This window comes from Tunturiibacter lichenicola (genome assembly GCF_051013355.1).
GTDB classification, from domain to species: Bacteria; Acidobacteriota; Terriglobia; order Terriglobales; family Acidobacteriaceae; genus Edaphobacter; species Edaphobacter lichenicola_F.
The window spans coordinates 1,275,494-1,299,685 of record NZ_CP132944.1 but is presented as its reverse complement, the minus strand read 5'-3'; the positions used below and the strand labels follow the sequence as shown (position 1 = coordinate 1,299,685).

23 protein-coding genes are annotated in these 24,192 nt (G+C 59.2%); 10 read left to right on the top strand and 13 right to left on the bottom strand.

Annotation, left to right across the window (positions count from 1 at the left end; translation table 11 throughout):
* Window positions 1-91: 91 nt before the first annotated feature.
* From RBB82_RS05685 to RBB82_RS05635, 11 genes are all read right to left on the bottom strand, one after another.
* Entirely contained in the window at window positions 92-304 is a 213-nt protein-coding gene (locus RBB82_RS05685; protein ID WP_433974140.1) for a hypothetical protein, read from the bottom strand.
* 181 nt (window positions 305-485) lie between these two features.
* The gene (gene moaC / locus RBB82_RS05680; protein WP_433974139.1) at window positions 486-1,040 is read right to left on the bottom strand and encodes a cyclic pyranopterin monophosphate synthase MoaC; all 555 of its coding nucleotides are present in this window, start codon (window positions 1,038-1,040) and stop codon (window positions 486-488) included.
* A gap of 56 nt (window positions 1,041-1,096) precedes the next feature.
* The gene (locus tag RBB82_RS05675) at window positions 1,097-2,338 is read right to left on the bottom strand and encodes a molybdopterin molybdotransferase MoeA (protein WP_433974138.1); all 1,242 of its coding nucleotides are present in this window, start codon (window positions 2,336-2,338) and stop codon (window positions 1,097-1,099) included.
* A 68-nt stretch (window positions 2,339-2,406) separates the two neighbouring features.
* Entirely contained in the window at window positions 2,407-3,597 is a 1,191-nt protein-coding gene (locus RBB82_RS05670) for a tetratricopeptide repeat protein (protein WP_433974137.1), read from the bottom strand.
* 78 nt (window positions 3,598-3,675) lie between these two features.
* Window positions 3,676-4,386: a 7-cyano-7-deazaguanine synthase QueC gene (queC, locus tag RBB82_RS05665; protein WP_433974136.1), complete on the bottom strand. Its 711-nt coding sequence runs from the start codon at window positions 4,384-4,386 to the stop codon at window positions 3,676-3,678.
* The gene (locus RBB82_RS05660) at window positions 4,373-4,666 is read right to left on the bottom strand and encodes a DUF2007 domain-containing protein (RefSeq protein WP_433974135.1); all 294 of its coding nucleotides are present in this window, start codon (window positions 4,664-4,666) and stop codon (window positions 4,373-4,375) included. Before RBB82_RS05660 ends, queC begins: the two co-directional genes overlap by 14 nt.
* 20 nt (window positions 4,667-4,686) lie before the next feature.
* Window positions 4,687-5,424 (bottom strand): DUF3108 domain-containing protein, encoded by a 738-nt coding sequence (locus RBB82_RS05655; protein WP_433974134.1) that lies wholly within the window; start codon window positions 5,422-5,424, stop codon window positions 4,687-4,689.
* A gap of 139 nt (window positions 5,425-5,563) precedes the next feature.
* Window positions 5,564-6,157: a methyltransferase family protein gene (locus RBB82_RS05650; protein ID WP_433974133.1), complete on the bottom strand. Its 594-nt coding sequence runs from the start codon at window positions 6,155-6,157 to the stop codon at window positions 5,564-5,566.
* Window positions 6,154-7,290 (bottom strand): glycosyltransferase family 9 protein, encoded by a 1,137-nt coding sequence (locus RBB82_RS05645; protein WP_433974132.1) that lies wholly within the window; start codon window positions 7,288-7,290, stop codon window positions 6,154-6,156. Before RBB82_RS05645 ends, RBB82_RS05650 begins: the two co-directional genes overlap by 4 nt.
* A 39-nt stretch (window positions 7,291-7,329) precedes the next feature.
* Window positions 7,330-8,358: a tetraacyldisaccharide 4'-kinase gene (gene lpxK / locus RBB82_RS05640; protein WP_433974131.1), complete on the bottom strand. Its 1,029-nt coding sequence runs from the start codon at window positions 8,356-8,358 to the stop codon at window positions 7,330-7,332.
* On the bottom strand, window positions 8,355-9,668 hold the full coding sequence (locus RBB82_RS05635; protein WP_433974130.1) for a 3-deoxy-D-manno-octulosonic acid transferase: 1,314 nt from the start codon (window positions 9,666-9,668) through the stop codon (window positions 8,355-8,357). The genes lpxK and RBB82_RS05635 overlap by 4 nt, the downstream gene beginning before the upstream one ends.
* Before the next feature lie 60 nt (window positions 9,669-9,728).
* Here RBB82_RS05635 and RBB82_RS05630 point away from each other — a divergent pair, with 60 nt between their 5' ends.
* The 5 genes from RBB82_RS05630 (at window position 9,729) to RBB82_RS05610 (ending at window position 15,099) form a co-directional block, all read left to right on the top strand.
* Window positions 9,729-10,433 carry a hypothetical protein gene (locus RBB82_RS05630; RefSeq protein ID WP_433974129.1) on the top strand — a complete coding sequence of 235 codons (705 nt, stop codon included), beginning with the start codon at window positions 9,729-9,731 and terminating at the stop codon, window positions 10,431-10,433.
* Between the two features lie 285 nt (window positions 10,434-10,718).
* A complete protein-coding gene (locus RBB82_RS05625) occupies window positions 10,719-11,216 on the top strand; it encodes an N-acetyltransferase family protein (protein WP_433974128.1) in 498 nt (165 codons plus the stop codon).
* A 31-nt stretch (window positions 11,217-11,247) separates the two neighbouring features.
* On the top strand, window positions 11,248-12,615 hold the full coding sequence (gene trmFO / locus RBB82_RS05620) for a methylenetetrahydrofolate--tRNA-(uracil(54)-C(5))-methyltransferase (FADH(2)-oxidizing) TrmFO (RefSeq protein ID WP_433974127.1): 1,368 nt from the start codon (window positions 11,248-11,250) through the stop codon (window positions 12,613-12,615).
* A gap of 391 nt (window positions 12,616-13,006) precedes the next feature.
* Entirely contained in the window at window positions 13,007-13,486 is a 480-nt protein-coding gene (locus RBB82_RS05615) for a MarR family winged helix-turn-helix transcriptional regulator (RefSeq protein WP_433974126.1), read from the top strand.
* Complete coding sequence (locus RBB82_RS05610; RefSeq protein WP_433974125.1) at window positions 13,483-15,099, top strand: chloride channel protein; 1,617 nt, start codon at window positions 13,483-13,485, stop codon at window positions 15,097-15,099. The genes RBB82_RS05615 and RBB82_RS05610 overlap by 4 nt, the downstream gene beginning before the upstream one ends.
* An 8-nt stretch (window positions 15,100-15,107) precedes the next feature.
* On the opposite strand, the gene der is transcribed toward RBB82_RS05610, so the two are convergent.
* Window positions 15,108-17,084: a ribosome biogenesis GTPase Der gene (gene der / locus RBB82_RS05605; RefSeq protein WP_433974124.1), complete on the bottom strand. Its 1,977-nt coding sequence runs from the start codon at window positions 17,082-17,084 to the stop codon at window positions 15,108-15,110.
* Window positions 17,085-17,207: 123 nt separating this feature from the next.
* On the opposite strand from der, the gene RBB82_RS05600 reads away from it, so the two are divergent.
* From RBB82_RS05600 to RBB82_RS05580, 5 genes are all read left to right on the top strand, one after another.
* Window positions 17,208-19,256 (top strand): ATP-dependent DNA helicase, encoded by a 2,049-nt coding sequence (locus RBB82_RS05600; protein ID WP_433974123.1) that lies wholly within the window; start codon window positions 17,208-17,210, stop codon window positions 19,254-19,256.
* A gap of 183 nt (window positions 19,257-19,439) precedes the next feature.
* Complete coding sequence (locus RBB82_RS05595) at window positions 19,440-21,248, top strand: alpha,alpha-phosphotrehalase (RefSeq protein ID WP_433974122.1); 1,809 nt, start codon at window positions 19,440-19,442, stop codon at window positions 21,246-21,248.
* A gap of 152 nt (window positions 21,249-21,400) precedes the next feature.
* Entirely contained in the window at window positions 21,401-21,646 is a 246-nt protein-coding gene (locus RBB82_RS05590) for a hypothetical protein (RefSeq protein ID WP_433974121.1), read from the top strand.
* A gap of 123 nt (window positions 21,647-21,769) precedes the next feature.
* Window positions 21,770-22,150: a 6-carboxytetrahydropterin synthase QueD gene (gene queD, locus RBB82_RS05585; protein ID WP_433974120.1), complete on the top strand. Its 381-nt coding sequence runs from the start codon at window positions 21,770-21,772 to the stop codon at window positions 22,148-22,150.
* A gap of 252 nt (window positions 22,151-22,402) precedes the next feature.
* Complete coding sequence (locus RBB82_RS05580) at window positions 22,403-23,086, top strand: 7-carboxy-7-deazaguanine synthase QueE (protein ID WP_433974119.1); 684 nt, start codon at window positions 22,403-22,405, stop codon at window positions 23,084-23,086.
* A 134-nt stretch (window positions 23,087-23,220) separates the two neighbouring features.
* Here RBB82_RS05580 and RBB82_RS05575 read toward each other — a convergent pair whose 3' ends face one another.
* Window positions 23,221-24,090: a hypothetical protein gene (locus RBB82_RS05575; protein ID WP_433974118.1), complete on the bottom strand. Its 870-nt coding sequence runs from the start codon at window positions 24,088-24,090 to the stop codon at window positions 23,221-23,223.
* Between the last annotated feature and the right edge of the window lie 102 nt (window positions 24,091-24,192).

The window sequence follows — 24,192 nt, the reverse complement described above, 5'->3', positions numbered from 1 at the left end:
ATTTCGCTTTTGCTGTTGCTTGTTCTTCCCCAACCCACCACAAGAAACGTCATCTGGAACAAAAGCGGCTGTTGTCGTGTCTTTTTTGTTGTCATTCCGTAGCGAAGCGGAGGAATCTGCTGTTGTCTTTGTCTTTGCGTTTGCAGTTGTAGTCGCCGTCTTTGCGTTTGCAGTTGTAGTCGCCTTTTTTGTTGTCATTCCGTAGCGAAGCGAAGGAATCTGCTGTCTCTCGAAGAGCCACCCCTCCCAAAGAGCCGGATCGCCTGACCATATCGCAGCTCACCGCCTCCACCGTGGATGCCATCCCCACCACTCAAAAATAAATCTCAAAAAGTTGGCGTATTTTTCAGCGCCGAAAAAGCGTCCGCCAAAACACCATAATCACCACACTTTCCACCACAAATTAACCATCAAAACACCACGTTTGCGCACCCGTTTCTGCCAAAACCCCCAGCAAAAACCACAACTCACCTCCCTAATTAAATTCAGCGAAGATACTCCCCGCTTTTACCCCCACTCTTACGTATCAACACCACCTCCCGTATCCGAATCCCCTTATCCAGCGCCTTGGTCATGTCATAAACCGTCAGCGCCGCAATCGAGGCCGCCACCATAGCCTCCATCTCCACACCAGTCCCCGCAACGGTCGCCGCCGTGGCCTCAATCGCCACGCCACCCTCCACAACCTCCGCTCGCACATCCACAAAGCTCAGCGCCAGTTGATGGCACATCGGAATCAGCTCCGAAGTCCTCTTCGCCGCCTGAATCCCCGCGAACCGCGCCACCTCCAGCGGATTTCCCTTAGGATTCTGCGGCAGCGCGCGAAGCACCTCATCCGACAACTCTACAAACGCCGCCGCTACAGCCTCTCTCCGCGTCGCAGCCTTCTCGCCCACATCCACCATATGGGCCTCGCCAGCCTGGTCATAGTGCGAAAGCCGCACCGGTAGAGTGTTCTTCGGCGGAAAATCCGCATCGTTCCCCAAAGGCTCGGGATCGTCGTCCATCAACTGTTCGGAGGTATAGTCCACATCATCCATCCCACAAGCCTATAGCAGCGACCCCAAACCAACGCAACAACCCCGAGCCAAACGGGCTAACGCAATAGCACCGTAATGACATCGCCAGCAACGAACTGTTCCCGTTCAGGCGGCAGCACCGCATAGCAGTTAGCCCGTGCATTCGCCGCCAGATCACCCGAACCCTGCCAACCCACCAGCCGCACCTCCGGCCTCACCCTATCCGCCGTCAACCGCGCCGGTAAAACCCGCATCAATCCTGCCTTCCCGGCAATCTCCTCGGCCAGCGTAGCCTGCACAAACCTCGGCCCATGCGCTCCAGCTCCACCCATCGCCCTCAACAGAGGCTCCACAAAGCAATGAAACGTCACCTGAGTCGAAACCGGATTACCCGGCAGCCCAAAGAAAAACTGAGCAGGAAATGTGCCGTTGCTGGGCAATCTACCGAATACCACCGGCTTCCCAGGCTGCATCTTCACTCCAGTGAAGAAAAACTCCGCACCCATCCTCTCCAACACCTCTTCCACCAGGTCGTACTTGCCCATCGAAACCCCACCCGAGAGCAGCATCAGATCGCAACCGCGCGCAATCCGGATAGTCTCCTCCAACTCAGCGCGCTTATCGGGCGCAATCGGCAACCTCACAGCCTCTCCGCCAGCCCGCGCCACCAACTCCGCCAGCCCGTAGCTATTCGAGTTCCGAATCTGTTGCGGCCCAGGCGTATCGGCTAACTCAACCAACTCATCGCCCGTGGCCACAATCGCAACTCTCGGCCTGCGAAATACCCGCAGCGAAGAGTACCCGCAGGCTGCGGCCAACGCAATCTCTGCACCCTCGATCACGGTGCCTGACGCCAGCACCGTCTGCCCAACCTGAGCCTCGCTGCCCCGCGGAACAATATTCTCGCCGCTACGCACCGCCCGTCCAGCCAGCAAACGAATCTCATCCCCATGCCGTTCGACATGCTCCACCATCACAACAGCGTCGGCGCCCCCGGGGATCGGCGCTCCCGTCATAATCTCGATCGCCGCATTACACCCCAGCGGACCACCTTGCCACAGCTCCCCAGCCCGGATTAGCCCCACCACCAAAAACGAACCGGCAGCAACATCGGCCGCCCGCACGGCAAATCCATCCCGTGTCGATCGGTCGAACGGCGGCTGATCCCGATCGGCATTCACGGCCTCCGCCAGCACGCGGCCACCGCATCCCAGCAGACCCACGGATTCGCGGTGACCTCCAACCATATCTGCCGCATGGCTCAGCACGATCTTCAGCGCCTCGTCAAACTCGGCAATACCACCCACAACCTTCGTCATCTCGCGTCTCTCAAACTGCAAACAAAAAGGCCCCGAGCAGTCCGCCCGGGGCCTCTCGTTGTTCCCGTCTACTTCTTTCCGGCCTTGAAGGTCGACTTCACCGACGCGCCAATGCCCTCGAGGATACCCTTCACATCCGCCGCATGAGGTCCATCCGGCGCCAGTTCCAGATACTGCTGATAAGCCTCGACGCATCCGGGAGGAGCCACAACCTTCTGCGTCTTTGCGTCCACCGTCGCCTGCGGAATCAGTGCCTGTCCCTTGATGTAGTACGCGTCTGCCTTCTTCGGATCGGCCGCGATCGCCTTATCGGCAGCAGCTTCTGCCTCAGGCAGTTTGCCGGCGTTATACAACGTAGCCGCTTCGTTGTAGTAATACGTGCCCGCGTGGTCCGGTTGTGCCTTGGCAGCTTGATCGTAGGCGTCGGAAGCGGCCTTGGCATCGCCCAGGCGAGCCTCAACCTGTCCCAACTGGTTATATCCGGCGGCTGCTGCCTCCGGGCTCGGCTTCTTGGAGGCGGCGTTCAAATCTACGCCTTTTTTGTACGAAGTAGCAGCGTCGTTATACTTCTGCACAATCGCTGGATCGTTCGGAGACGTACCCGCCGACTTGGCGGCCTTCACGGCTGCATCTGCGCTTCCCAGCTGCGCATCGCCCAACGTGATCCACAAGATCCCCTCGTCCGGCTTTTGTTCGGTCGCCTGCTTCATCGAAGTAATTGCGGCATCGTAGTTGCCGGCCTTATTGTCCGCCCGAGCCTGCAGCAACGTCGCATTCAGGTTCTGGATCTTTGCATTCGCCGCGGTCACCTCGGCGTTCCTCTTCTTGTAGTCTTCGAGGGCCTTCTTCTCCTCCGGGGTCAACTTGTTGATGTACTCCGCACGGGACATATCGAAGTTCACCTGCTTGTCTTCATCCTTGACGATCTGAACGTTGTCCTGGAAGTCCAGGCTCTTGTCGTTCTGGAAGACGAAAACAACGTAATTATTCGGCGCGATCCCCGTGCCCTTGTAGTCGCCGTTCTGGTCCAGCGGGAACTTGTAAAGGTACTTGCGATCCTTTGTGTCCGACGACCGGTCCGTCGACAGACGTACTTCGCCGTTTGTAATCGGCTGTCCCACAGGGTTGACCACGTGGCCGTGGATACTTCCGGTCGCCGCAGGCGCCTGTGCCATCGAACGAGTGGGGTGTGCCGCCGCCACAACGGTCAGCAGGGCAGCCGCCAAAGTGCTGCTTACCTTCCATGCAATACGTTTCATACTGTCTTCTTCTCCTGGCCCATCAGTGCGGGCATCAATCTTCATTGCAAAGCAGCCGACTACCTCAAATTCAGATGCTTAATCCACCGGTCGCGCGACCGCATACGGTATCGGATCAACCGCTCCGGCCTCGCGAAATGCCCGCAACCGCAGAACGCAGCTCTCGCAAACGCCGCAGGCTTCGGTCTCACCGGAATAGCATGACCAACTTACATGGAACGGTGCGCCCAATTCAACTCCCAGCCGGACGATCTCACTCTTTCGCATCGCAATCAGCGGCGTCACCACCCGAATATCCCCGTCCTTGGTGCCCATGTTGATCAACTGATTGAACGCCTCATAATACGCCGGACGGCAGTCCGGATACCCCGAACTATCCTGCTCCACTGCACCGATAAACACCGTCTGCGCCCCCAGAACCTCGGCCCAACTCACCGCAGCCGAAAGAAAATGCGCATTCCGGAACGGAACATAGGTCACCGGAACCTCGCTCCCAATGCTGGATTCATCCGCTGCGGCAACAGGCACCTCAATCGTGTGGTCCGTCAACGCCGAGCCTCCAATCCGCCGGAACAGGTCGATCTTCAGGTGCAGCAGCTCCTCCGCGCCAACAATCCGTGCCACATCCTGCGACGACCGCAGCTCACGAGCCTCGGTCCGCTGTCCATAGCCGAAGTGGACTGCATATACGTCATAGTCTCGTGCCGCCAGCGCCGCGCAAACCGTCGAGTCCATTCCACCTGAAAGACAGACCACAGCACGCGGACGATTCGCTTCAACCTTCGCCATCGCCTGCCTCCAGTTCCCGCTGCTCCTCTGCGGTCAACTCATCTCCCGTCAGCTCGCCGACCGCCTCGCCCAGAATCTCCCGCGCCGTCTCTTCATCCTGCTTATGAACCAGCAGCCGCGCACGAAACGCCAGTGCCATCAGGCTGTTCGCATTCTCGCCCTGCAGAAAACACTCGATCCCAGCCGACTCAAGCATCCCCTTCGCCATCTGCGCATTCACCGGCTCGAGAAACTTACCCACCGTCACAAATTTGTCGGGATCCATTACCAAATCAGTCATCAAAAATCGCTCTTTTCACCCTACTTCGTCTCAAACGATTGCAAGTGAAACGTAATCGTCCCCCAGAACAGTCGCGCCTGAATCTGCACGGGCATGTGGCGCGCGTCATCGGTGTACCACACCCAGATATGGCCGCGATTCTTCACAATGCCCTCATCTGCCGTCGGTTCTGCCTTGATCGTCTGAAAAGTCCCAGCCGGGGTCTTAATCTCTTCCTTCCCCTCAATCTTCATCGCCACCGTGACGGTCCGCATCGAGTCAGCCAGTGGAAATCGTATGCTCTGTCCCACCACCATTGGCTGCGATGCCGCGTAGAAGATCGCCGAAAGCGAATCCGTCACACAAGCTGGAATCGACGCAGTCTGTTCCTTTGACGTCCCTTTGACGAGGTTCTTCTCCACCTGGGTCTGCTTTCCTCGCCCATAGTCGAAGTTCAGTTCGCTCGAAACCTTCCGCCGACCCTCCTGCAACTGTTTGCTGAAGCCGGTCGAGCAGCCGGTCTTCGTATCGAATCCCGCCTGAAATTTATCTACGACCGGAAACAACATTGTCACCGCGCCAATCGTGTCTGCCGTGGCCGTAATCTTCTGAACCGTCCCCTGCTGCTCCAGTTGAAATACCGCAGTTCCCGCCGTAAACACCCGCCAGTCCACCGTAAACGTCAGTGTCTGCTTGGTCGGGAAGGCAAAACTCGGCTGCGGCGGCTGAAGCGTAGGAATTACCACGGGTTGCGTGGCTGGCTTCGGTCCCAGTCCCAAAAGTTGCGCTCTCGCCGGCTGCGAGCCTGAGGAACTCAACACCAGAAGAACAAGCGCAAGAAAAAACCGTTCCAGCTTCAGCAAAGGGCAGCACGCTCACGAGTTGAAGTTGTGGGCCGTTCGCCCCAGCCTCCACGCCTCAGCGCAGACCCCCCATCACCTCTTTGTGATGTAGAACAAGCCGGACCGCCAGAGCCAAATAAATGGCTCCGGCACCCATAAGAGCATTGTACTCGCGGTGATGCCGCCACTGCTCCCCCGAGAACCTGCCCCCGCTGGCGTTCTCGTCCGCCGGAAACGACGCCGGTGTCAAACGCGGCAGTAGCCGAGGCACCTTCGCGGCATATGCATCGAAGCCTGCAAAGTGCTCACGCAGATAGGCTTCTTCGCTCAAAATCGTAGGAACATAGATCGCCGCAAACAAAACCGCCAGCGCAATCAGGATCACCCAGTTCGCCGCCGCTGCCGCAAATCCGAAGGCGATCATCATCGATCCCAGATACAACGGATTCCGCGTGTACGCATACGGCCCCGTAAAGGTAAGTTCGGCGTTCTTGCGCACATAACCCGCTGCATACGCTCGCAGCCACAACCCCGGCACAACGAGCAACAAGCTCAGCAGCATCGTCTTCCAGGTAGGCTGCGCCCGCCAAAGAAACACACCGGCAAACACAAATCCCAGCGGCACGCGGATGCGCCGTGCGATCGCCTGCCATCTCGTTCGTTCACTCACACATTCACCTTATCCTGTCCGACCTTCAGCAGAGCAAGCGAGGCTTCCACCACCTCATCCGTCGTGATCTGCAGCAATCCAGCCTCGGTCTCCCGACGCCGTGAATGGTCCCGCGTGCTCGATTCATGTCGCAGCACTCGCGCTTCGGTCCCGAACGGGCCATTCCTCGCAGGGTCCGTCGGCCCATACAGCCCAACCACAGGCCTCTCCAGCGCCGCCGCCAAATGCAGCGGACCAGTATCTCCTGCAATTACTACTCCCGCTCGCCGCACTACAGCGATCATCTGCCCGATAGAGCAGGGAACAAGCGTAGCAAAGCCTTCACTCGCTGCGATCACGTCATCCGCTGACCGGTCTCCCAGTACTTGGTTGACCAACGTCCGGTATCCCGCACGACCCAACTCCGCTGCGACTGCCCCATAACGCTCTGCCGGCCACTGTTTCGCCCCCCAACCAGCCGTCGGCGCGACAAACGCAAACCGCTCTCTACGGCGGAGAGTCTGAGCCAGCAAGCGGTCACACCACGCCTCCGCCTCCGCATCCACAGGGAGCGAAACCTTTGCAGGTCTCAGAATCTCTTCCACCGCTCCGCCAAGCAGTTCACACCCCTGTTCCACCACATGGGTCGCGATCATCGAAACAGGCTGCTTGTAAAACCAACGAGCCTGTCTCTCTCGCGGCTCGGCCGGTCCCGCAAACACACGCGCTCCCGCCATCCTCCCCACAATCGCCGACTTAAGCGATCCCTGCATATCCACGCACACGTCGTACTCCCACATCCGTAGCTCACGACGCGCGGCATTGATATCGCTCAGTGTAGAAAGAGAAAACGGCTGCTCCTTCCATGCCTTCGCCGGCACCTGATGCCACTGATCGACTAACGGCATCCTCGCACTTCTGCCCGCACCGCAGGACGCCCGGTCAAAATCACCAGCGGTCTGCAACAACTCGCTCCACCCCGGCTCAATCGCCCAACCGATAAACCACTCCGGATGCAGCTCCCGCAGCGCGGCCACAGCAGACATCGCGTGCAAAACATCCCCCATCGCCCCAATCCGCACAATCAACACGCGAGGAAAACGGTCCCCTCCGCGAACTGCAGTGTTATCCGAGAGCTTGCGTTCGGTAGCCAAGCCTTCATTTTCTCATGCAGATCAATTCCACGATTCCAATCAGCGCCTCCGCCGATCCAGCTGCCCCACCATCGTCACTAACTGCTCCAGCGACTCTTTCTCGTCCAACAACTCCACGCTCAACCGAGCAACAACAATCGGCCCAATCGTCTCAAGTTGATCCCGCATGATCGGCGTCAGCTTCACTGCATCCTTTTCCGTCGTGACAAACCCATTCGCCTCGACGCGCCTCGCCTCTTGCAGCAGCCGCACAACATCGGCCTCGACGTATGCATGATGATCTTCAAAAGCCATCGTCTCGACCGCCTCATAACCCTGCGCCGCGAGCATCTTTGTAAAGTTCTCTGGCCGTGCAATCCCGCAAAAAGCAAACGGCATCGTAGGAAGCCCTACCTCACCACCCTCCCCCAGGCTGAGCTGTCTCCGAATCACCCAGATCGAAGGTCCGCCCTTTCCCCCACTCAGCCCCGCAACCACTCCGCGCAGCGAATCGGCCTCTTCCTCGCGCAACACCACCACATCCGCCTGCGTCACAGCCGATAGCGGTTCACGCAGATTCCCCGCCGGCAGCAACGTATCCTCCACGTCCTCCTGCGTCAGCAAAACGATGTCGATATCGCGCGCCAGCCGCCGATGCTGAAACCCATCATCCAGCAGATGCACCACCTGCTTCTGAGTAGGCTCTCCCTGCTCCGCCATCGTTCCCGCTTCGTAACGGTCCGCACCTGCATACACCGGCACGCCCGACCGCTGCGCCAGCAGCACCGGCTCATCCCCATGCCAACGCGCATCGTCGAACGGCTCCACTCGCGTCGTCACCTTCGAGTCGCGCTTATACCCTCGCGTCAAGATCCTTACTGCATACCCTCGGTCCCGCAGAATCCTCGCCAGCATCAACACCATCGGCGTCTTCCCCGCGCCACCAGCCGACACGCTTCCCACGCTGATCACCGGGCTCTTCAACCTGCTCCGCTTCAGCCATCCCCACGTAAACAACCGCCGCTTCAGTGCAAGCGCCGCAGCGTACAGCGACGTCAGCGGCAACAGCATTGGTCTTCGCACCTTCATCGAGTCGTCACCGAAGTCTCCTCCAGCAACGACAACAACAACTGCACCGTCCGCGCCGTAGCCCCGGCCTGAGCGTCGAACACCGCTCGTCCACGCTCACCAAGAGCCTTTGCATCATCGGTATCCTGCAACAGCTTCGTCAGCTCTGCGCCAACGTCCTCCGCCGACACAATCCGCAGGGCATTCGCGTCCCGCATCGTCTCGACCACATCACGGAAGTTTTGAAACGACGGCCCCATCACCACCGGCACGCCAAACTGTGCTGGCTCCAGGGGATTATGTCCACCCGCAGGAACCAGACTCCCCCCAACGAACGCCACGCTCCCCAGCCCGTACATAGATGCCAGGTCTCCGATCGTATCCAGCAAAAAGATACTACCCGCCTTCCAGGCCGATGTCGTTAGTTTTCCCACGTTTTCTTCACGAAACTCACTCGCTCGCACCAACCTGAAATTATTTGCAGTAATCATGCTGGCGACTGCAGAAAACCGGTCAGGATGCCTCGGCGCCAGAACCATCACAGCATTCGGCTCCTTTGCCAACAACGCAGGCCACGCCTCCAGCAGTATCTTTTCCTCGCCATCAAGCGTGCTTCCGCAGACAATCACCCGCGCACCAACCGGCAGCGCGCTCCGCAACATCTCGGTCAGCACACTCTCTGCTCCGACACGAACGTCGTACTTCAAGTTCCCCGTCACCCTTACCCGTTCCGCCAGCGCACCAATCTTCACCAGACGCTCCGCCGTCTCTTCACTCTGCGCAAGAAACAGCGAGATCATCTCCAGAAACGGTCGCCACAGCCTCCGTAACCGCATATACCGCGGAAACGATCTATCCGAGATTCGAGCATTCACCACCGCGATCGGAACTCCACTCGTCGCGCACTCCTCAATCAGCCGCGGCCAAAGCTCACTCTCCATCAGCACCAGCATCTTCGGCCGCAACACCTGCAGGTAGCGCCGCACAGCAAACTTAAAATCCAGCGGCAGATAAAACACCGGCGACCCCGCCAGCCGATCCTTCGCCAGCCGCTGTCCCGTCTCCGTCGTCGTCGAAACCGCCACCACCCATCCCGGCAGCGCAGCCTTCAGCTCACGAATCAACTGCGTCGCGGCCATCACCTCGCCCACCGACACTGCATGCACCCAGATCACACGCTGCCCAGCCACCGCCCGCAGCCCTGCCGGTACCAACCCCAGGCGCTCTCGCAGACCTGCCCGGTACCGCTCACTGGTCGCCATCCGCACCAGCCAGTACGGCGCACCCACCACCAGCACGGCCAGCAGCAACGAGCTATACACCACCATCATCACCGTCGCCGTGCCCTCACTTTACCTTCTGCGCCAGCGAAGATGATAATCAACTTGGCCATGATGTCCCACCGGTTTCCCCGAACTTCGATCCTACTAGTAACGACCACCTGCCTCTTCGCGGCAAATCTCCTCGCAGCCGACAAAAAAGCCCCGCCGCCCAAACCGGCCAATCAATACGCCAGCTTCGACGCTCACCCCAACGAGCACGTCACCGTCGCCGCCGACCCATGTGACGACCCCAAGGACTGCGACTTCTTCCGCCTCCCCTACATCCAGCACGGCATGCTGCCTATCCGCGTCATCTTCACGAATGACAGCGACACCGCCATCTCCCTCGACGACGCCCGCATCCAGTTCATCTCCATCAACAACGACAAGATCCCCGCCGCCACCGACGACGACATCCAGCGCCGTCTCTTCTCCACCAAAGGCACCGCAGGCCGCAAAATCCCTCTGCCCGCCCCCTTGCCACCGATCACCGTTCACGACAAGCCCGTCGACAAGCTGATCACCAAGGACGACACCGACTTCGGCTTCAACGGCACCACCGTCAACCCCCACAGCACCCTCGCCGGATACCTCTTCTACGACGTCCGCCAGCTCGACGACCCCGTCCTCAAAGGTGCCCAGCTCTACGTCAAGATGGTCCACACCGTCGACGGCAAAAAGCAACTCTTCGACTTCAACATCCCCTTCGACAAGTGGCTAGCCGCCCAACCCGGAGCCACGCCCACCCCAAAACCAACCAACCCATCCGAATAAGATCGGCACTGTCACCAAGCATCGCCATCGCGACCACAACCGCAACCTTCGCCGATATCGTAGTTGCTGTTGCGTTGTCGTTGCTGTTGCGTTGTCGTTGCTGCTGCTTTGTCGTTGCCTGTTCTTTTGGTTGTCATCCCGCAGGGATCTGCTGTTGTCGTTGCTGTTGTTTGTTCTTTCCTCTGATATCGCAAAAATCTGGGCTTGCCTTCTACATCCCTTCGACAGCGCCCCAGCCTTTCCTTCAATCACCAATGGCGGCTAATCTGGTAACAGACACAATTCATGCCAATCACCCTCAACCTCCGCCCCGCCACGCCTGCCGACGTCCCACAGATCCTGCAGTTCGTCCGCGACCTGGCCACCTACGAGCGCGAACCCGACGCCGCCCTGGCCACCGAAGCCGACCTCCTTCGCGACGGCTTCGGCGAGACCAAACGCTTCCACTGCATCATCGCCGAGATCGACAGCACACCCGCCGGCTTCGCCCTCTACTTCTACAACTACTCCACCTGGCGCGGCCACGCCGGCATCTACCTCGAAGACCTCTACGTCGACCCCCAGCATCGCGGGAAGGGAATCGGCAAAGCATTGCTCGCCCGAGTCGCCGCCATCGCCGTAGCCGAAGGCTGCCCCCGCTACGAGTGGGCCGTCCTCGACTGGAACCAGCCCTCCATCGACTTCTATCACTCACTAGGGGCAGTCATGAAGTCCGAGTGGAAGGGCATGCAAGTCTCCGGCGAAGCCCTCATAGCCCTCGCCGCTCAATCCAACGAAAAATAAGCTCCGCAGTTTCCTCTATGCTTGAAGAAGAATGAAGAAGATCAAGATCATCGGTGGCGGCCTCGCCGGCCCCGAAGCAGCACTCCAGGCAGCAAAACGCTGTTGCAACGTCGACCTCTACGAGATGCGTCCCACGCGCAGCACCGAAGCCCACCAGACCTCCGACTTCGCCGAACTCGTCTGCTCCAACTCCCTGAAATCCGAATCAGAAAACACCGCCCCCTGGCTCCTCAAACAGGAGATGCGCCGCGCAGGCAGCATCCTCCTCGCCGAAGCCGACGCCACCGCCGTCCCCGCTGGCCACGCACTCGCCGTCGACCGCGTCGAGTTCTCCAAGCGCGTCGCCGAACGCATCGCAACCGAACCGCGCATCACCGTTCACCGCGAAGAAGTAACTCAGCTCAACGAACAAGACGCCAACACCCTTACGATCCTAGCCTCCGGCCCACTTACCAGCGCAGCCTTAGCCGCCGAACTACAGCGCCTCACCGGCTCCGACCACCTAGCCTTCTACGACTCCATCTCCCCCATCGTCGACGCCACCACCATCGACATGGATAAGGTCTACTTCGCCGCCCGCTACGACAAGGGCACCGCCGACTACATCAACTGCCCCTTCACCAAAGAAGAGTACGACCGCTTCATGGAGGCCCTCACCACAGCCGAAGCCGTCGAAGCAAAAGACTGGGAGAAATTCCCGGTAACGGGCACCGCCGAAAAACTCCAATACTTCGAGGGCTGTCTCCCCATCGAAGAGACCGCCCGACGTGGCCGCGACACTCTTCGCTTCGGCCCCATGAAGCCCGTTGGCCTCACCGATCCCAAGACCGGCCGCTGGCCCTACGCCGTCGTCCAACTCCGCCAGGAAAACCTCCGCGCCGACTCCTACAACCTCGTAGGCTTCCAGAACCACCTCAAGTACGGCGAGCAAAACCGCGTCCTCAAGCTCATCCCCGGCCTCGAAAACGCAACCTTCCTCCGCTACGGACAGATCCACCGCAACACCTACATCCACGCCCCATCGCTCCTCACCGAAACCCTTCAACTCACAGCGCACCCGAGCATCATGATCGCCGGCCAGCTCAGCGGAGTCGAAGGCTACACCGAATCCATCGCATCAGGAATGCTGGCCGGCATCTACGCTGCCTCCATCGCGCAAGGGCAAACGCCAACACCCGCACCAAGAGGCTCTGCCAACGGCAGCCTGACTCACTACATCACCCACGCCGAAACTAAAAAGTTTCAACCCGCCAACATCACCTTCGATCTCCTCCCACCCCTCGAAGAAGATCTCCGCAAAAAAATGCGCGACAAAAAAGAGCGCCACAAACTCCAATGCGACCGCGCCCTGGCCGCATGGAGCGAGTGGCTCGCTGCTATCCTGCCGAGTCTGAACTGACATCAACTGACGATCGCCTGTGACAGCCTTCTTCATGATGATCTTGTCGCTGATCTCTGCATCGGCTCAACAAGGCAACTCTGCCGAACTTCAGAATGACTCAAGGCATAGTCCATATTCGAAGAAGAACTCTTGGGCATGAAATCATGAAAAGTCCAGTGGCACGGCCGCTGAAAAAGATTCGCAACAAACTCGAAAACGGCCGCGTCCTGCCCGCATAGAGCAAGTGTCTTACACCTGCTTGAAATTAAGTTGACGGTTACCCACTCCGCCCTGGGACGCAGCCGACGTAGCCCGCCGCACCACCCGACATCAACATACTCAACAACTGCCAGCCGCCAACACTGTTGAGTCATGTAGAATTATATCGTATTACGATATAATTAAATCAATGACGAAACCCCTTCAGACCGCTGACCGGCAAAGGGTGCAGACCTTAGCAGAGTTTCGCTATGCCCTTCGAAAGTTCCTCCAGTTCAGCGAAAAACGCGCGGAAGATGCTGGTCTACATCCTCAGCAGCACCAACTGCTGCTTCACATTGCTGGCGCTCCGGAAGGTTTTGAAACAACTGTCTCGTATGTGGCAGAGAGATTGGGTCTGCGACACAATAGCGTCGTCGAACTTAGCAAACGTTGCGAGGACGTAGGCTTAATTCATCGCAGGCAAGACGCCTCCGACGGTCGCCGCGTGCTCTTGCAGATCACCGCAGAGGGCCACAAGATTCTGCGAGTCCTCTCAGACGACCACGAGCGTGAGTTGCACGACCTGCTCCCCACACTCGTTCAAACGTTGACGCAAATTAAAAGCTCTCACCAACGCACTGCGAAAGCTGTTGGGAGCAGGGCCCTGACAAAAAGGAACCAAAAATGAAGTCGGAACCATCTGCCCTACGAGATTTCACCGTCGACCGAAGAGTCTGGTTGCTATCAGGTGTCTCAATCGGCATCGGCGCTTGCGCGACGGGACTGGCTGTCCTGCTCCTGCGCCTCATCGCCCTCTCCACAAACTTCTTCTACTATCACCGCTTCAGCATCGCTGCCGTATCCCCCGCAGGCAGCCCAGTGGGCCACTGGATGGTCGTAGTTCCGGTCATTGGCGGCCTGATTGTGGGCCTTATGGCGCGCTTCGGCTCCGACAAAATTCGCGGGCACGGCATTCCCGAAGCGATCGAAGCCATCCTTCTCCATCGTGCGAAGGTCCATCCAAAGATCGCCGTACTCAAGCCAATCTCTGCCGCAATTGCAATTGGATCCGGTGGTCCGTTCGGAGCGGAAGGCCCAATCATCATGACGGGGGGCGCGTTTGGATCGTTGATCGGCCAGTGGATGCACGTGACGGACGCGGAACGCACTACGCTGCTGGTCGCAGGAGCAGCGGCCGGCATGTCGGCCACGTTCGCGACTCCTGTAGCGGCTATTCTTCTCGCCGTCGAACTCCTGCTCTTCGAATGGAGGCCGCGCAGCCTCGTTCCGGTCGCAATCGCAAGCGCGACCGCCGGCATTCTGCGCGTCTACTGGCTCGGCGCTGGACCTCTCTTCCAGATGCCTGCGATCAACGGAACTCACCGAATCACCTTCGCCGTTGGTGCCTTGCTGCTCGGTGCTTTGCTCGGTCTGGTCGCAGCCGGCATGAGCCGCATGATGTACGCGTTCGAAGACCTCTTCGAACATCTTCACATTCATTGGATGTGGTGGCCCGCGATTGGAGGAATCGGAATAGGCATTGGAGGCCTGTTTTTTCCACGCGGCCTCGGCGTGGGCTACGACAACATCGCAGAGCTGCTCCACGGCAACGCCACCATCGGTTTGATCATCGGCGTCCTCATCGCCAAGTCGCTGATGTGGGCATTTTCGCTCGGCTCAGGAACCTCAGGCGGAGTACTGGCACCGTTGTTGATGATCGGCGGAGCAGTCGGCGCGATGGCCGGGCATCTGGCTCATGCATCCGTCGAGGCTCAGGCCTTCTGGGCGCTCATCGGCATGGGCTCCATGCTTGCAGGAGCGCTCGGTGTTCCACTCACGGCAATTCTCTTCAGCCTGGAAGTAACACATTGCCTTCCAGCTCTCTTGCCCCTGACGATGGCATGCATCGCTTCTTATCTCGTAACTGCCTTATTGATGCCGCGCTCAATTCTCACAGAAAAACTGAGCCGACGCGGCTATCACCTCACGCGGGAGTACGGCGTAGACCCACTGGAGTTGGTGATTATTCGAGATCTGATGTCGCCACTACAAGTTTCGCAAGTGAAGGAGCCGCTTCCCACCTTCTATGCCTATGCTGACGGAACAGCGCGCGGCGCCGCAGAGATAATGGCCTCTGAAGGGTTGGCTACATTGCCAGTGGTCGAACGCAAAAGTCAGCAGATCTGCGGAACGATCTCCCTCAGCGATCTCCTCCGTGGCCGTAGTCGATCAGTGGAGCGAGAGAATGAGCGCCTACGCCTGTTCAACTATGTACCGCCAGAGCAGGGCGGCCACAACTGACAGCAAAATCACTCCGGCTTCTTCTTATTCCGCGCCTTGATCTTGAACCAGATCGGGCTCCCGATAAATCCGAAGTTCTCACGAATCTGGTTCCCCAGAAATCGTTCGAACGAGAAGTGCATCTTGATGTCCTTATCGGTGAACAGCACAAACGTTGGCGGAGCCACAGCAGCCTGCGTCATGTAGTAAATCCGCACGCGCTTGTTCATCGGCACACTCGCCTTCTGGAAGTCCACCTTCTCCAGAAACTTATTCATCTGCCCGGTCGTCACGCGCTTCCGTCTCTCTCGCGCGACCAGCTCTACCTTCTTGAATACCGACTCAATATTCTTTCCATCCGCGGCAGAGATAAACAACAACGGCGCATATTCTAGATACTTCAGCTTGTCCCGAACATCCTGCTCATATTGCTTCTGATCCGCTGGTGGCTTGCCATCAAACAACCGCATGCCATCCTTACCGGTCCGCGTCATCAGATCCCACTTGTTGATCACGATGATCACGCTACGTCCGCTCTCATGCGCATACCCTCCGATATTCGCATCCAGCGCAGCCACACCCTCAGCCGCATCGATAATCAACAACGAAACATCCGCCGCCTCCAGATGCTTCCTCGCCATAATCACCGACAGCTTCTCCGCCATCAGCTTCGTCTTACCTTTACGCCGAATCCCCGCCGTATCCACAAATCGGAAACTGTGCCCACCCCGCTCGACAACCTCATCCACCGCGTCTCGTGTCGTTCCGGCGATCGGTGAAACAATCGCCCTCTGCTTGCCCGTCAATGCATTCAACAACGTGCTCTTGCCAACATTCGGCCGGCCAATGATCGCAATCTTCGTCTCTTTGCTGTCGTACTCTCCATGCGAACGCAGCATCCTCGGACGCTTCGGAGCTACATCACTCGTCTCCTCCGAAGTCTCATGCACAAGCGAAGCCGCCGGCGACACCGAAGCGCCCGCAGCCACAGAGTAATCCGGCCCCGTCTCATCTTCCAGAGCCTCATCCATCTCCGTCAGCATCACCTCGGGCTCTTCGATCAGCTCCTTCGGCTCCGGCAACACGTCAAACACCGCATCCAATAGATCGCCCATCCCCGAACCATGCTCCGCCGAGATCGGCAGCACATTCCTGAAGCCCAGCCGCCGAAAGTTCTCTGCCCCTGCGAGCATCGCGTCGGTGTCCATCTTGTTCACCGCAAGAAACACCGGCTTCCCACCGCGCAGCAACAGCCGCGCCAACTCAATATCCGGCGAAGCCAGCTCCGTCCGTCCATCGACCACCATCACAATCGCATCAGCCTCTTCCAGCCCCACCTTGGCCTGCCGAAAGATCTCCGCCGGAATCAGCGCCTCATCATCCGGCACCACACCACCCGTATCGACGATCCTCGCCTCGCGCCCCATCCACTCCAGCTCACCATAGATGCGGTCCCGCGTAATCCCCGGCTCATCGCCCACGATCGACCGCCGTGACCCGGTCAGCCGATTGAACAGCGTGCTCTTACCCACATTCGGCCGCCCGCACACCGCAATCAGCGGCAGTTCGCGAGCATCCACACTCTCGGTATCGGTCACCATCTGCGAAGCCAGCAGCTCAATATCGCGCCAGTCTTCTTCGTGGATTCGCTCGCGCCCGGCAACATTGTCCGACCGCGGCGTCTGCCGCCCTACAATCCCATCCGCAGGCCGCACCTGCTTCGCCCGTGGCGCTGAACCCCTGGGAGCATTCGGAGCCGTACCCTTCGGGGTCTTCGAACCCGCACCATCCGTACGAATCGACCGCCGCTTCTCCCGCTCCGGCGACTGCTTCGTAACCCGCGAGGCCGCATCCGCCGCCGCCCGCTTGGTCGAAAGTATCTTCCGTTTACGAGGATCCACCGCCCCGGTCGTGGGCGTAGCCTTCGGCGCACGCCCCTTCTTCGGTCTCGTGCTCGCCTGCCTGTGCTTCTTACCTAACCGCTTCCTATCGTCTCTCTGAGCCACGGAACGTCCAACTTTCTCCCGCGCACCATCTAGGCGGTCAGGCTTATTACGCTGATTCTTCGCTTCTACTTCTATTATAGAAATTGCAAAGCCTCTGTGCCGCCCGATCATCAGCAAAACACCTTGTCCACCTCGGCCCCCATCTCGATCACGCCCGCCCCCCCGGAGAATCTCCCCAACCTCCACGACTTCTTCGCGCCCGGCGGCATCCTCTCCCGCTCCACCCTCGCCTTCGAGCACCGTCGCGGCCAATACGACATGGCCAAAGCCATCGAATCCGCCTTCAAAGACAAGCGTCACCTCATCGTCGAAGCCGGCACCGGCACAGGCAAAACCCTAGCCTACCTCCTGCCCGCCCTCCGCCTCGCACGCGAGCGCAACCAGCGCGTCATCATCTCCACCGGCACCAAAAACCTGCAGGAGCAGCTCTACTTCAAGGACGTGCCCTTCCTCGAATCCCTCCTCGGCCCCCTCAAAGTCTGCTACATGAAGGGTCGCGCCAACTACCTCTGTCGCCACAAGCTCTACGCCCTCCGCGACAACCCACTCCTCAACGGCCTCGAAGAGATCGACCACTTCCACCACATCGCCACCTGGGAAAAAATTACCGAAACCGGCGACCGCGCCGAACTCGACCATCTCCCCGAGTCCTCCGCCCTCTGGCACAAGCTCGACGCCCGCACCGAAGTCTGCCTCGGCCAAACCTGCCCCGACTGGGAGCGCTGCTTCGTCACAGCCATGCGCCGCAAAGCCCTCGAGTCAGACATCGTCATCGTCAACCACCACCTCTTCTTCGCCGACCTCAACATCAAACAACAAGCCGCAGGCGCACCCGACGCCGGCATCCTGCCCGAAGCCGCTGTCGTCGTCTTCGACGAGGCCCACGAGCTTGAAGAGGTAGCCTCCAACTACTTCGGCATCGGCCTCAGCACCCAACGCATCGACGAGCTCACCCGCGACACCGAGATCCTCCTCAAAGCCAAGCAAGCCAGCAGCAGCGCCATCGAAAGCGCCTGCGCCACCCTCAAAGACCGCTCCCGCCTCTTCTTCTCGGTCCTCCCAACCGAGCCAGGAGGCACCTTCAACGGAGGTGGACGCATGCCCTTCCTCCATCGCGAAGCCTTCCTCGAAGAGAGCGGCGACACCTACACCGCCGTCCTCAACGCCCTCACGCGCCTCGAAGGCGAACTCGAATACCTCAAGAACGTAGAAGAGTCTTCCGGCCTGCGCAAACGCGTCGCCGACATCCGTGCCCACCTCACCTTCCTCCTCGAATCCCCCGACCGCAACACCGTCTTCTGGATCGAGCGTCGCGTAGCAGGCGGAGTCCGCAATCTAGCCCGCGGCGCGGCCCACGCGAGCTTTCACACACACCTTCAAGCCACACCAATCGACGTCTCCGAGCTCCTCACCACCACACTCTTCGACGCCTACACCTCCGTCATCCTCACCTCCGCCACGCTCACGGTATCCGGAGGCTTCGACCACATCCGCAAGCGCCTCGGCCTCCACTCCACCCGCGAGCTCATCGTCCCCTCGCACTTCAACTACGCAAAGCAAGCCCTCCTCTACCTCCCGCCCAACATGCCCGACCCACGCGAGCCCGACTTCCCCGAAAAAGCCGCCGAACGTATCCGCCGCGTCCTCGAGATCACCAAAGGCCGCGCCTTCTGCCTCTTCACCAGCTACGCCCAGATGCGCAACACCTACGAGCGCCTCTTAGTCGAACTTCCATACCCACTCCTCCTCCACGGCACTGCCCCCCGCAACGTCCTCCTCCAGCAGTTCCGCGACACTCCCAATGCAGTCCTCTTCGGTACCTCGTCCTTCTGGCAGGGAGTCGACGTCCAGGGCGAACAACTCTCCTGCGTCATCATCGACCGCCTCCCCTTTGCCGTCCCGTCAGACCCCATCGTCGAAGCCCGCATGGAGGCCATCGAAGCCCTCGGGGGCAAGCCCTTCTTCGACTACCAGATCCCCAACGCTGTCATCACCCTCAAACAAGGCTTCGGCCGCCTCATCCGCAGCCTGAACGACCGCGGCGTCTTGATGCTCCTTGACCCACGCATCCAGCGCCAGCGCTACGGTCGCATATTCTTAGAATCCCTCCCCCCATACCGGCTCACGCAAGACATCACCGACGTAGAAAAGTTCTTCGAGCAACCCTCTTAAGCCGTGCCGAAGCTAATTCCGACCAAGGGAGGAACAAAAAGTGCGCACCTCCCAAGACAAGGTACACAAGTCACGAAGTGACCTCCCCACGAGCAGTGGGCCCGTCCGGCAGGACATAGCATCTAACAAGCTCTTAGCCGAGCGCTGCTTGACGCGCCCCCGTCATGCGTAGACCATAGTCCGGTGAAGCCACCCTCCCTCACCACCATCGCTCTCGCCCTCGCAGTCCTCGCACCTATGGCCCCTGTCCAGGCGGAAACCCCAGCTCCCGCGCCCGCGCTCATCAACGGCTACCAGCCCACATGGTGGAAGGAAGCGGTCGTCTACCAGGTCTACCCCCGCTCCTTCAAAGACTCCAACGGCGACGGCATCGGCGACATCCCCGGCATCACCTCCAAGCTCGACTACCTCCAGAAGCTCGGCGTCAACGTCATTTGGCTCAGCCCCCACTACGACTCCCCCAATGCCGACAACGGCTACGACATCCGCGACTACCGCAAAGTCATGGCCGAGTTCGGCACCATGGCCGACTTCGACAAGATGCTCGCCGGCATCAAGCAGCGCCACATGCGTCTCATCGTTGACCTCGTCGTCAATCACACGTCAGACGAGCATCACTGGTTCGTCGAGAGCCGCAAATCCAAAGACAATCCCTACCGCGACTACTACTTCTGGCGCGACGGCAAACCGGATCCAGCCGGAAAACCCGGCCCCGACGGCAAACCCACCACCCTCCCACCCAACAACGATCCATCCTTCTTCTCCGGCTCAGCCTGGCAGTTCGACCCCACCACCAACCAGTACTACCTCCACTACTTCGCCGTAAAACAGCCCGACCTCAACTGGGACAATCCCAAGGTCCGCGAAGAGGTCTACAGCCTCATGCGCTTCTGGCTCGACAAAGGTGTCGACGGCTTCCGCATGGACGTCATCCCCCTCATCTCGAAGAACCCCGCCTTCCCCGATCTCACCCCCGACCAGCTCCACAACTACGGCAACGCCTACGCCAACGGTCCTCACATGCACGACTACCTCCAGGAGATGAACCGCAACGTCATGGCCAAATATGACGTCATGACCGTAGGCGAAGCACTCGGCATCTCCCTCGAACAAACTCCCCTCATCGTCGGCGACAACCGCCACGAGCTCAACATGATCTTCAACTTCGACGCCATCCGTTCCAACCGCACCGGCCGCGACTTCAAACCCGCAGACCTTCCTACCCTCAAAGCCATCTACACCCGCCACGCCGAAGTACTCGACACCCACAGCTGGGACACGGTCTTCCTCTCCAACCACGACAACCCCCGCATCGTCTCCACCTTCGGCGACGACTCACCCGAGTTCCGCGTCCCCTCCGCCAAGCTCCTTGCAACCATGCTCCTCACCCTTCGCGGCACCCCCTTCCTCTACCAGGGCGACGAGCTCGGCATGACCAACTATCCCTTCAAGAGCATCGCCGACTTCGACGACATCGAAGTAAAGAACGCCTACAAGGCCAACGTCCTCACAGGGAAGATCCCGGAAGACGTCTTCATCGCAAACCTCCGCCACACCAGCCGCGACAACTCCCGCACCCCCATGCAGTGGGACGCTTCAACCAACGGCGGTTTCACCACCGCAGCCAAACCCTGGCTAGCCGAAAACCCCAACTACACCCAGATCAACGCCGCCGCCGAGGTCGCCGACTCCAACTCCATCTACAACTACACCGCCAAACTCATCGCCCTGCGCCGCGCCCATCAGGCCTTTGTCTACGGCGACTACAAAGACATCGACCCCGACAACAAATCCATCTTCATCTACACCCGCACCCTCGGCACCGAGCGCTACCTCGTCGTCCTCAACTTCAGCCCAGGACCTGTGGCATACACTCTTCCCACCAGCGTCAAAATCAACTCTCTCGTCATGTCGAACCTCGATACCACCAGCCTCATCACCAGCACCCTCAACCTCGCCGGTTGGGAGGCCCGCATCTACAAACTGCAATAGCTGCTCTCGCCACTGATCTAGCTGTCAGCGCAGCCGATTTTGTCATAGTCAAATTTTTGTTGTCATTCCGCAGCGAAGCGCAGGAATCTGCTTCTGTCCTCCGTCGTTGCCTGTTGTTCCTCTGTCCTCGCGCCGTAAAATAGATCCATCGCATGGGACGCAACCTTTACATCCTCGCCGGCAGCCTCATCCTCTTCGCTCTCATCTCCTGCGGCATCGCCTACACCAACATCGCCCAGCAGCCCGGCTCGCCCGGCGATGCCTCGCTCTGGCGCACCATGGGCCTCAGCTTCTTCGTTGTTGGTCTCTTCGTCGCCCTCGCCGGCATCTTGTCCTCTCTCTTCGAACAGGCCGAGCGCCGCGACGAAGAATCCCGCCGCGCCAGGCGCCGCCACTAGCCAAACCAGCCCAATTCTCCGCAAAACGGTACAATCAAAGCAGGCTGCTGCCACGTCCCGAGCCCACCCACACATTCCAGACGCGGCCACTCAACCACCGAGACGGAAGGGATTCACAGAATCATGTTCGAAGTAACCGTAGAAGCCGGCTTCTCCTCCGGCCACTACCTCCGCAACTATCGCGGCAAGTGCGAGAACCCGCACGGCCACAACTACAAGGTCTACGTCACCCTCATCGGCGAAGAGCTCGACGAAGCTGGCATGCTTCTCGACTTCAAGCTCCTCAAGCAGGTCATGCGTCCCACCGTCGACTACCTCGACCACTTCATGATCAACGACCTCCCGCCCTTCGACAAAGAGCTGAACCCCAGCGCCGAAAACCTCGCAAAGTACTTCTACGACCAGACCAGCGTCCAGCTCCACGAAATGACGGCCGGCCGCGTTCGCGTCAAAGACTGCACCCTCTACGAGACCGACACCAGCTTCGCCCGCTACTACAAGTAGCCGAATAGTCGATTTGTCGGACCGTAATGTGTCTCCGCTCACGTTTCGGTTTTTGCCTGTTCTTTTAGTTGTCATTCCGCAGCGAAGCGGAGGAATCTGCTGTATGTGTCTCTGTTCTCGTTTCCGCTTCTGCTTTTGCTTGTTCTTTTAGCTTCTATCTTTGCCTGTTCTTTTGGTTGTCATTCCGCAGCGAAGCGGAGGAATCTGCTGTCACTTCCGCTAGCCAGCCACTGCTCTTCGAAGTCGAACAAAATGCACTTAATCGAACTCTACAAATCCGTTCAAGGCGAATCTTCCTTCGCCGGCCTCCCCTGCATCTTCGTCCGCCTCGCCGGCTGCAATCTCCGCTGCGCCTGGTGCGACTCCGAGTACACCTTCACCGGCGGCAAGCCCTTCGCTCTTGACGAAATCGAGCAGCAGATTAAATCCCTCGCTCCCTGCACCCTCATCGAGTTCACCGGCGGCGAGCCCATGCTCCAGGCGAAGGAACTCCTCCCCCTCATGGACCGCCTCCTAGCGCAAAACTACACGCTCATGATCGAAACCAGCGGCGAGCGCCCCTTAGCCGACGTCCCCAAAGCCGTTCACAAGATCGTCGACGTCAAATGCCCCGGCGCAGGCAGCGCAGCCAACAGCTTCCGCATGGAAAATCTCGATGCCCTCACCAAAAACGACGAAGTAAAGTTCGTCCTCACCAACCGCGCAGACTACGACTTTGCCCGCACCTTCATCACCGAGCACAAGCTAAACGAAAAGGCCGGCAACATCCTCCTAAGCCCAGCTTTCAACAAATCTCCCAGCCCCCTTCGTACCACCGACAACGCCACTCTCGACCCCCGCACCCTGGTCGAATGGATGATGGCTGACGGCATCGACGCTCGCCTCTCTCTCCAGATCCACAAGTTCATCTGGGAGCCAATGAAAAAGGGCGTCTAGCTACGACCTCTTCAAAAACCTCCACCGTGAGATTCTTTGCCGCAATCCATCGTCATCCTGAACGCAGTGAAGGATCCCTGTATTTGTCGTTGTTTGTTTAGGAGGCCGACGCCCTCCAGGCAAAAGGACAGACCCTAAGGCTTCTCCTCTGCCGCCGGAGGACTCATCGGTATCACGCTCGGTATGCTCGCCAGCAGAATCGCCAGATCTCGCTTCATGTGCGTCAGTCGCGCGCGAAAGTCGTACAACATCGCCTGACGATCATCCAGATCACCAATCGACTGTTTGATCTTCTCTCCCGGCATACTGGTCAACTGCTCGATCTTTTCACGGCCCTTCGCAGACTGCGGATCAGGGATTCGTCCCACCTGCACCCAACCACGAATGAGCAACTGCTGTCGCGTAACACCATCCGCAAAACCCGGCACCGGCGAATTCATAAACGTTGCCACCACCTTGGAATAGACATTCCTTTCGTTCGCAGGGCGGTCGAAGATCTCGCTCAACATATTGCTCTTCACCTCCAGCTCCCGCTTCGAACCCTCGCTCGCCCGCAACGCAATCAACGACAACACCGCCGTAGCCGACCCTGCAACGATGCCAGTCACACTCGCGGCAGTAGCATGAGTCGTCAGCCCAAGCGCCGAACTCGCTGTCCCAGCAGTTCCCCCAATCGCAATACTCACCAGGTTCAACCGCCCCACCTGGCTGTCCCGATGCGTCGTCAGGTAGTTCTGTAACTCTCGCGTCTCCGCAATCTCCACATCGATCTGACCCGTCGTCGCATCCACCTCCATCGACGCCGAAGTCACTTCCATCAGCGCCTGTTGTCTCAGAAAGAACAGCTCCCAACGCTTCTCAGGCGACGACTCCGACGACAACGTTCGTATGCGCTCGAAGAGCGGCGACATCCCCGTAGCCCGCGCCGTCTGCTCTGCCGACAACGCAATATCCGTATCGGGCGTAACGTCCGGCGGCTTCTGTGCGTAAGCCGTTACGCTCAAACAAACCGCCACAGCCAGAGACAACCCAAGTCGGCAAAAAGTTGAGTGCACTGTGCGAAACATGGTGCCAGTCTATGCTCAGACGATCCACATCGAGATGTT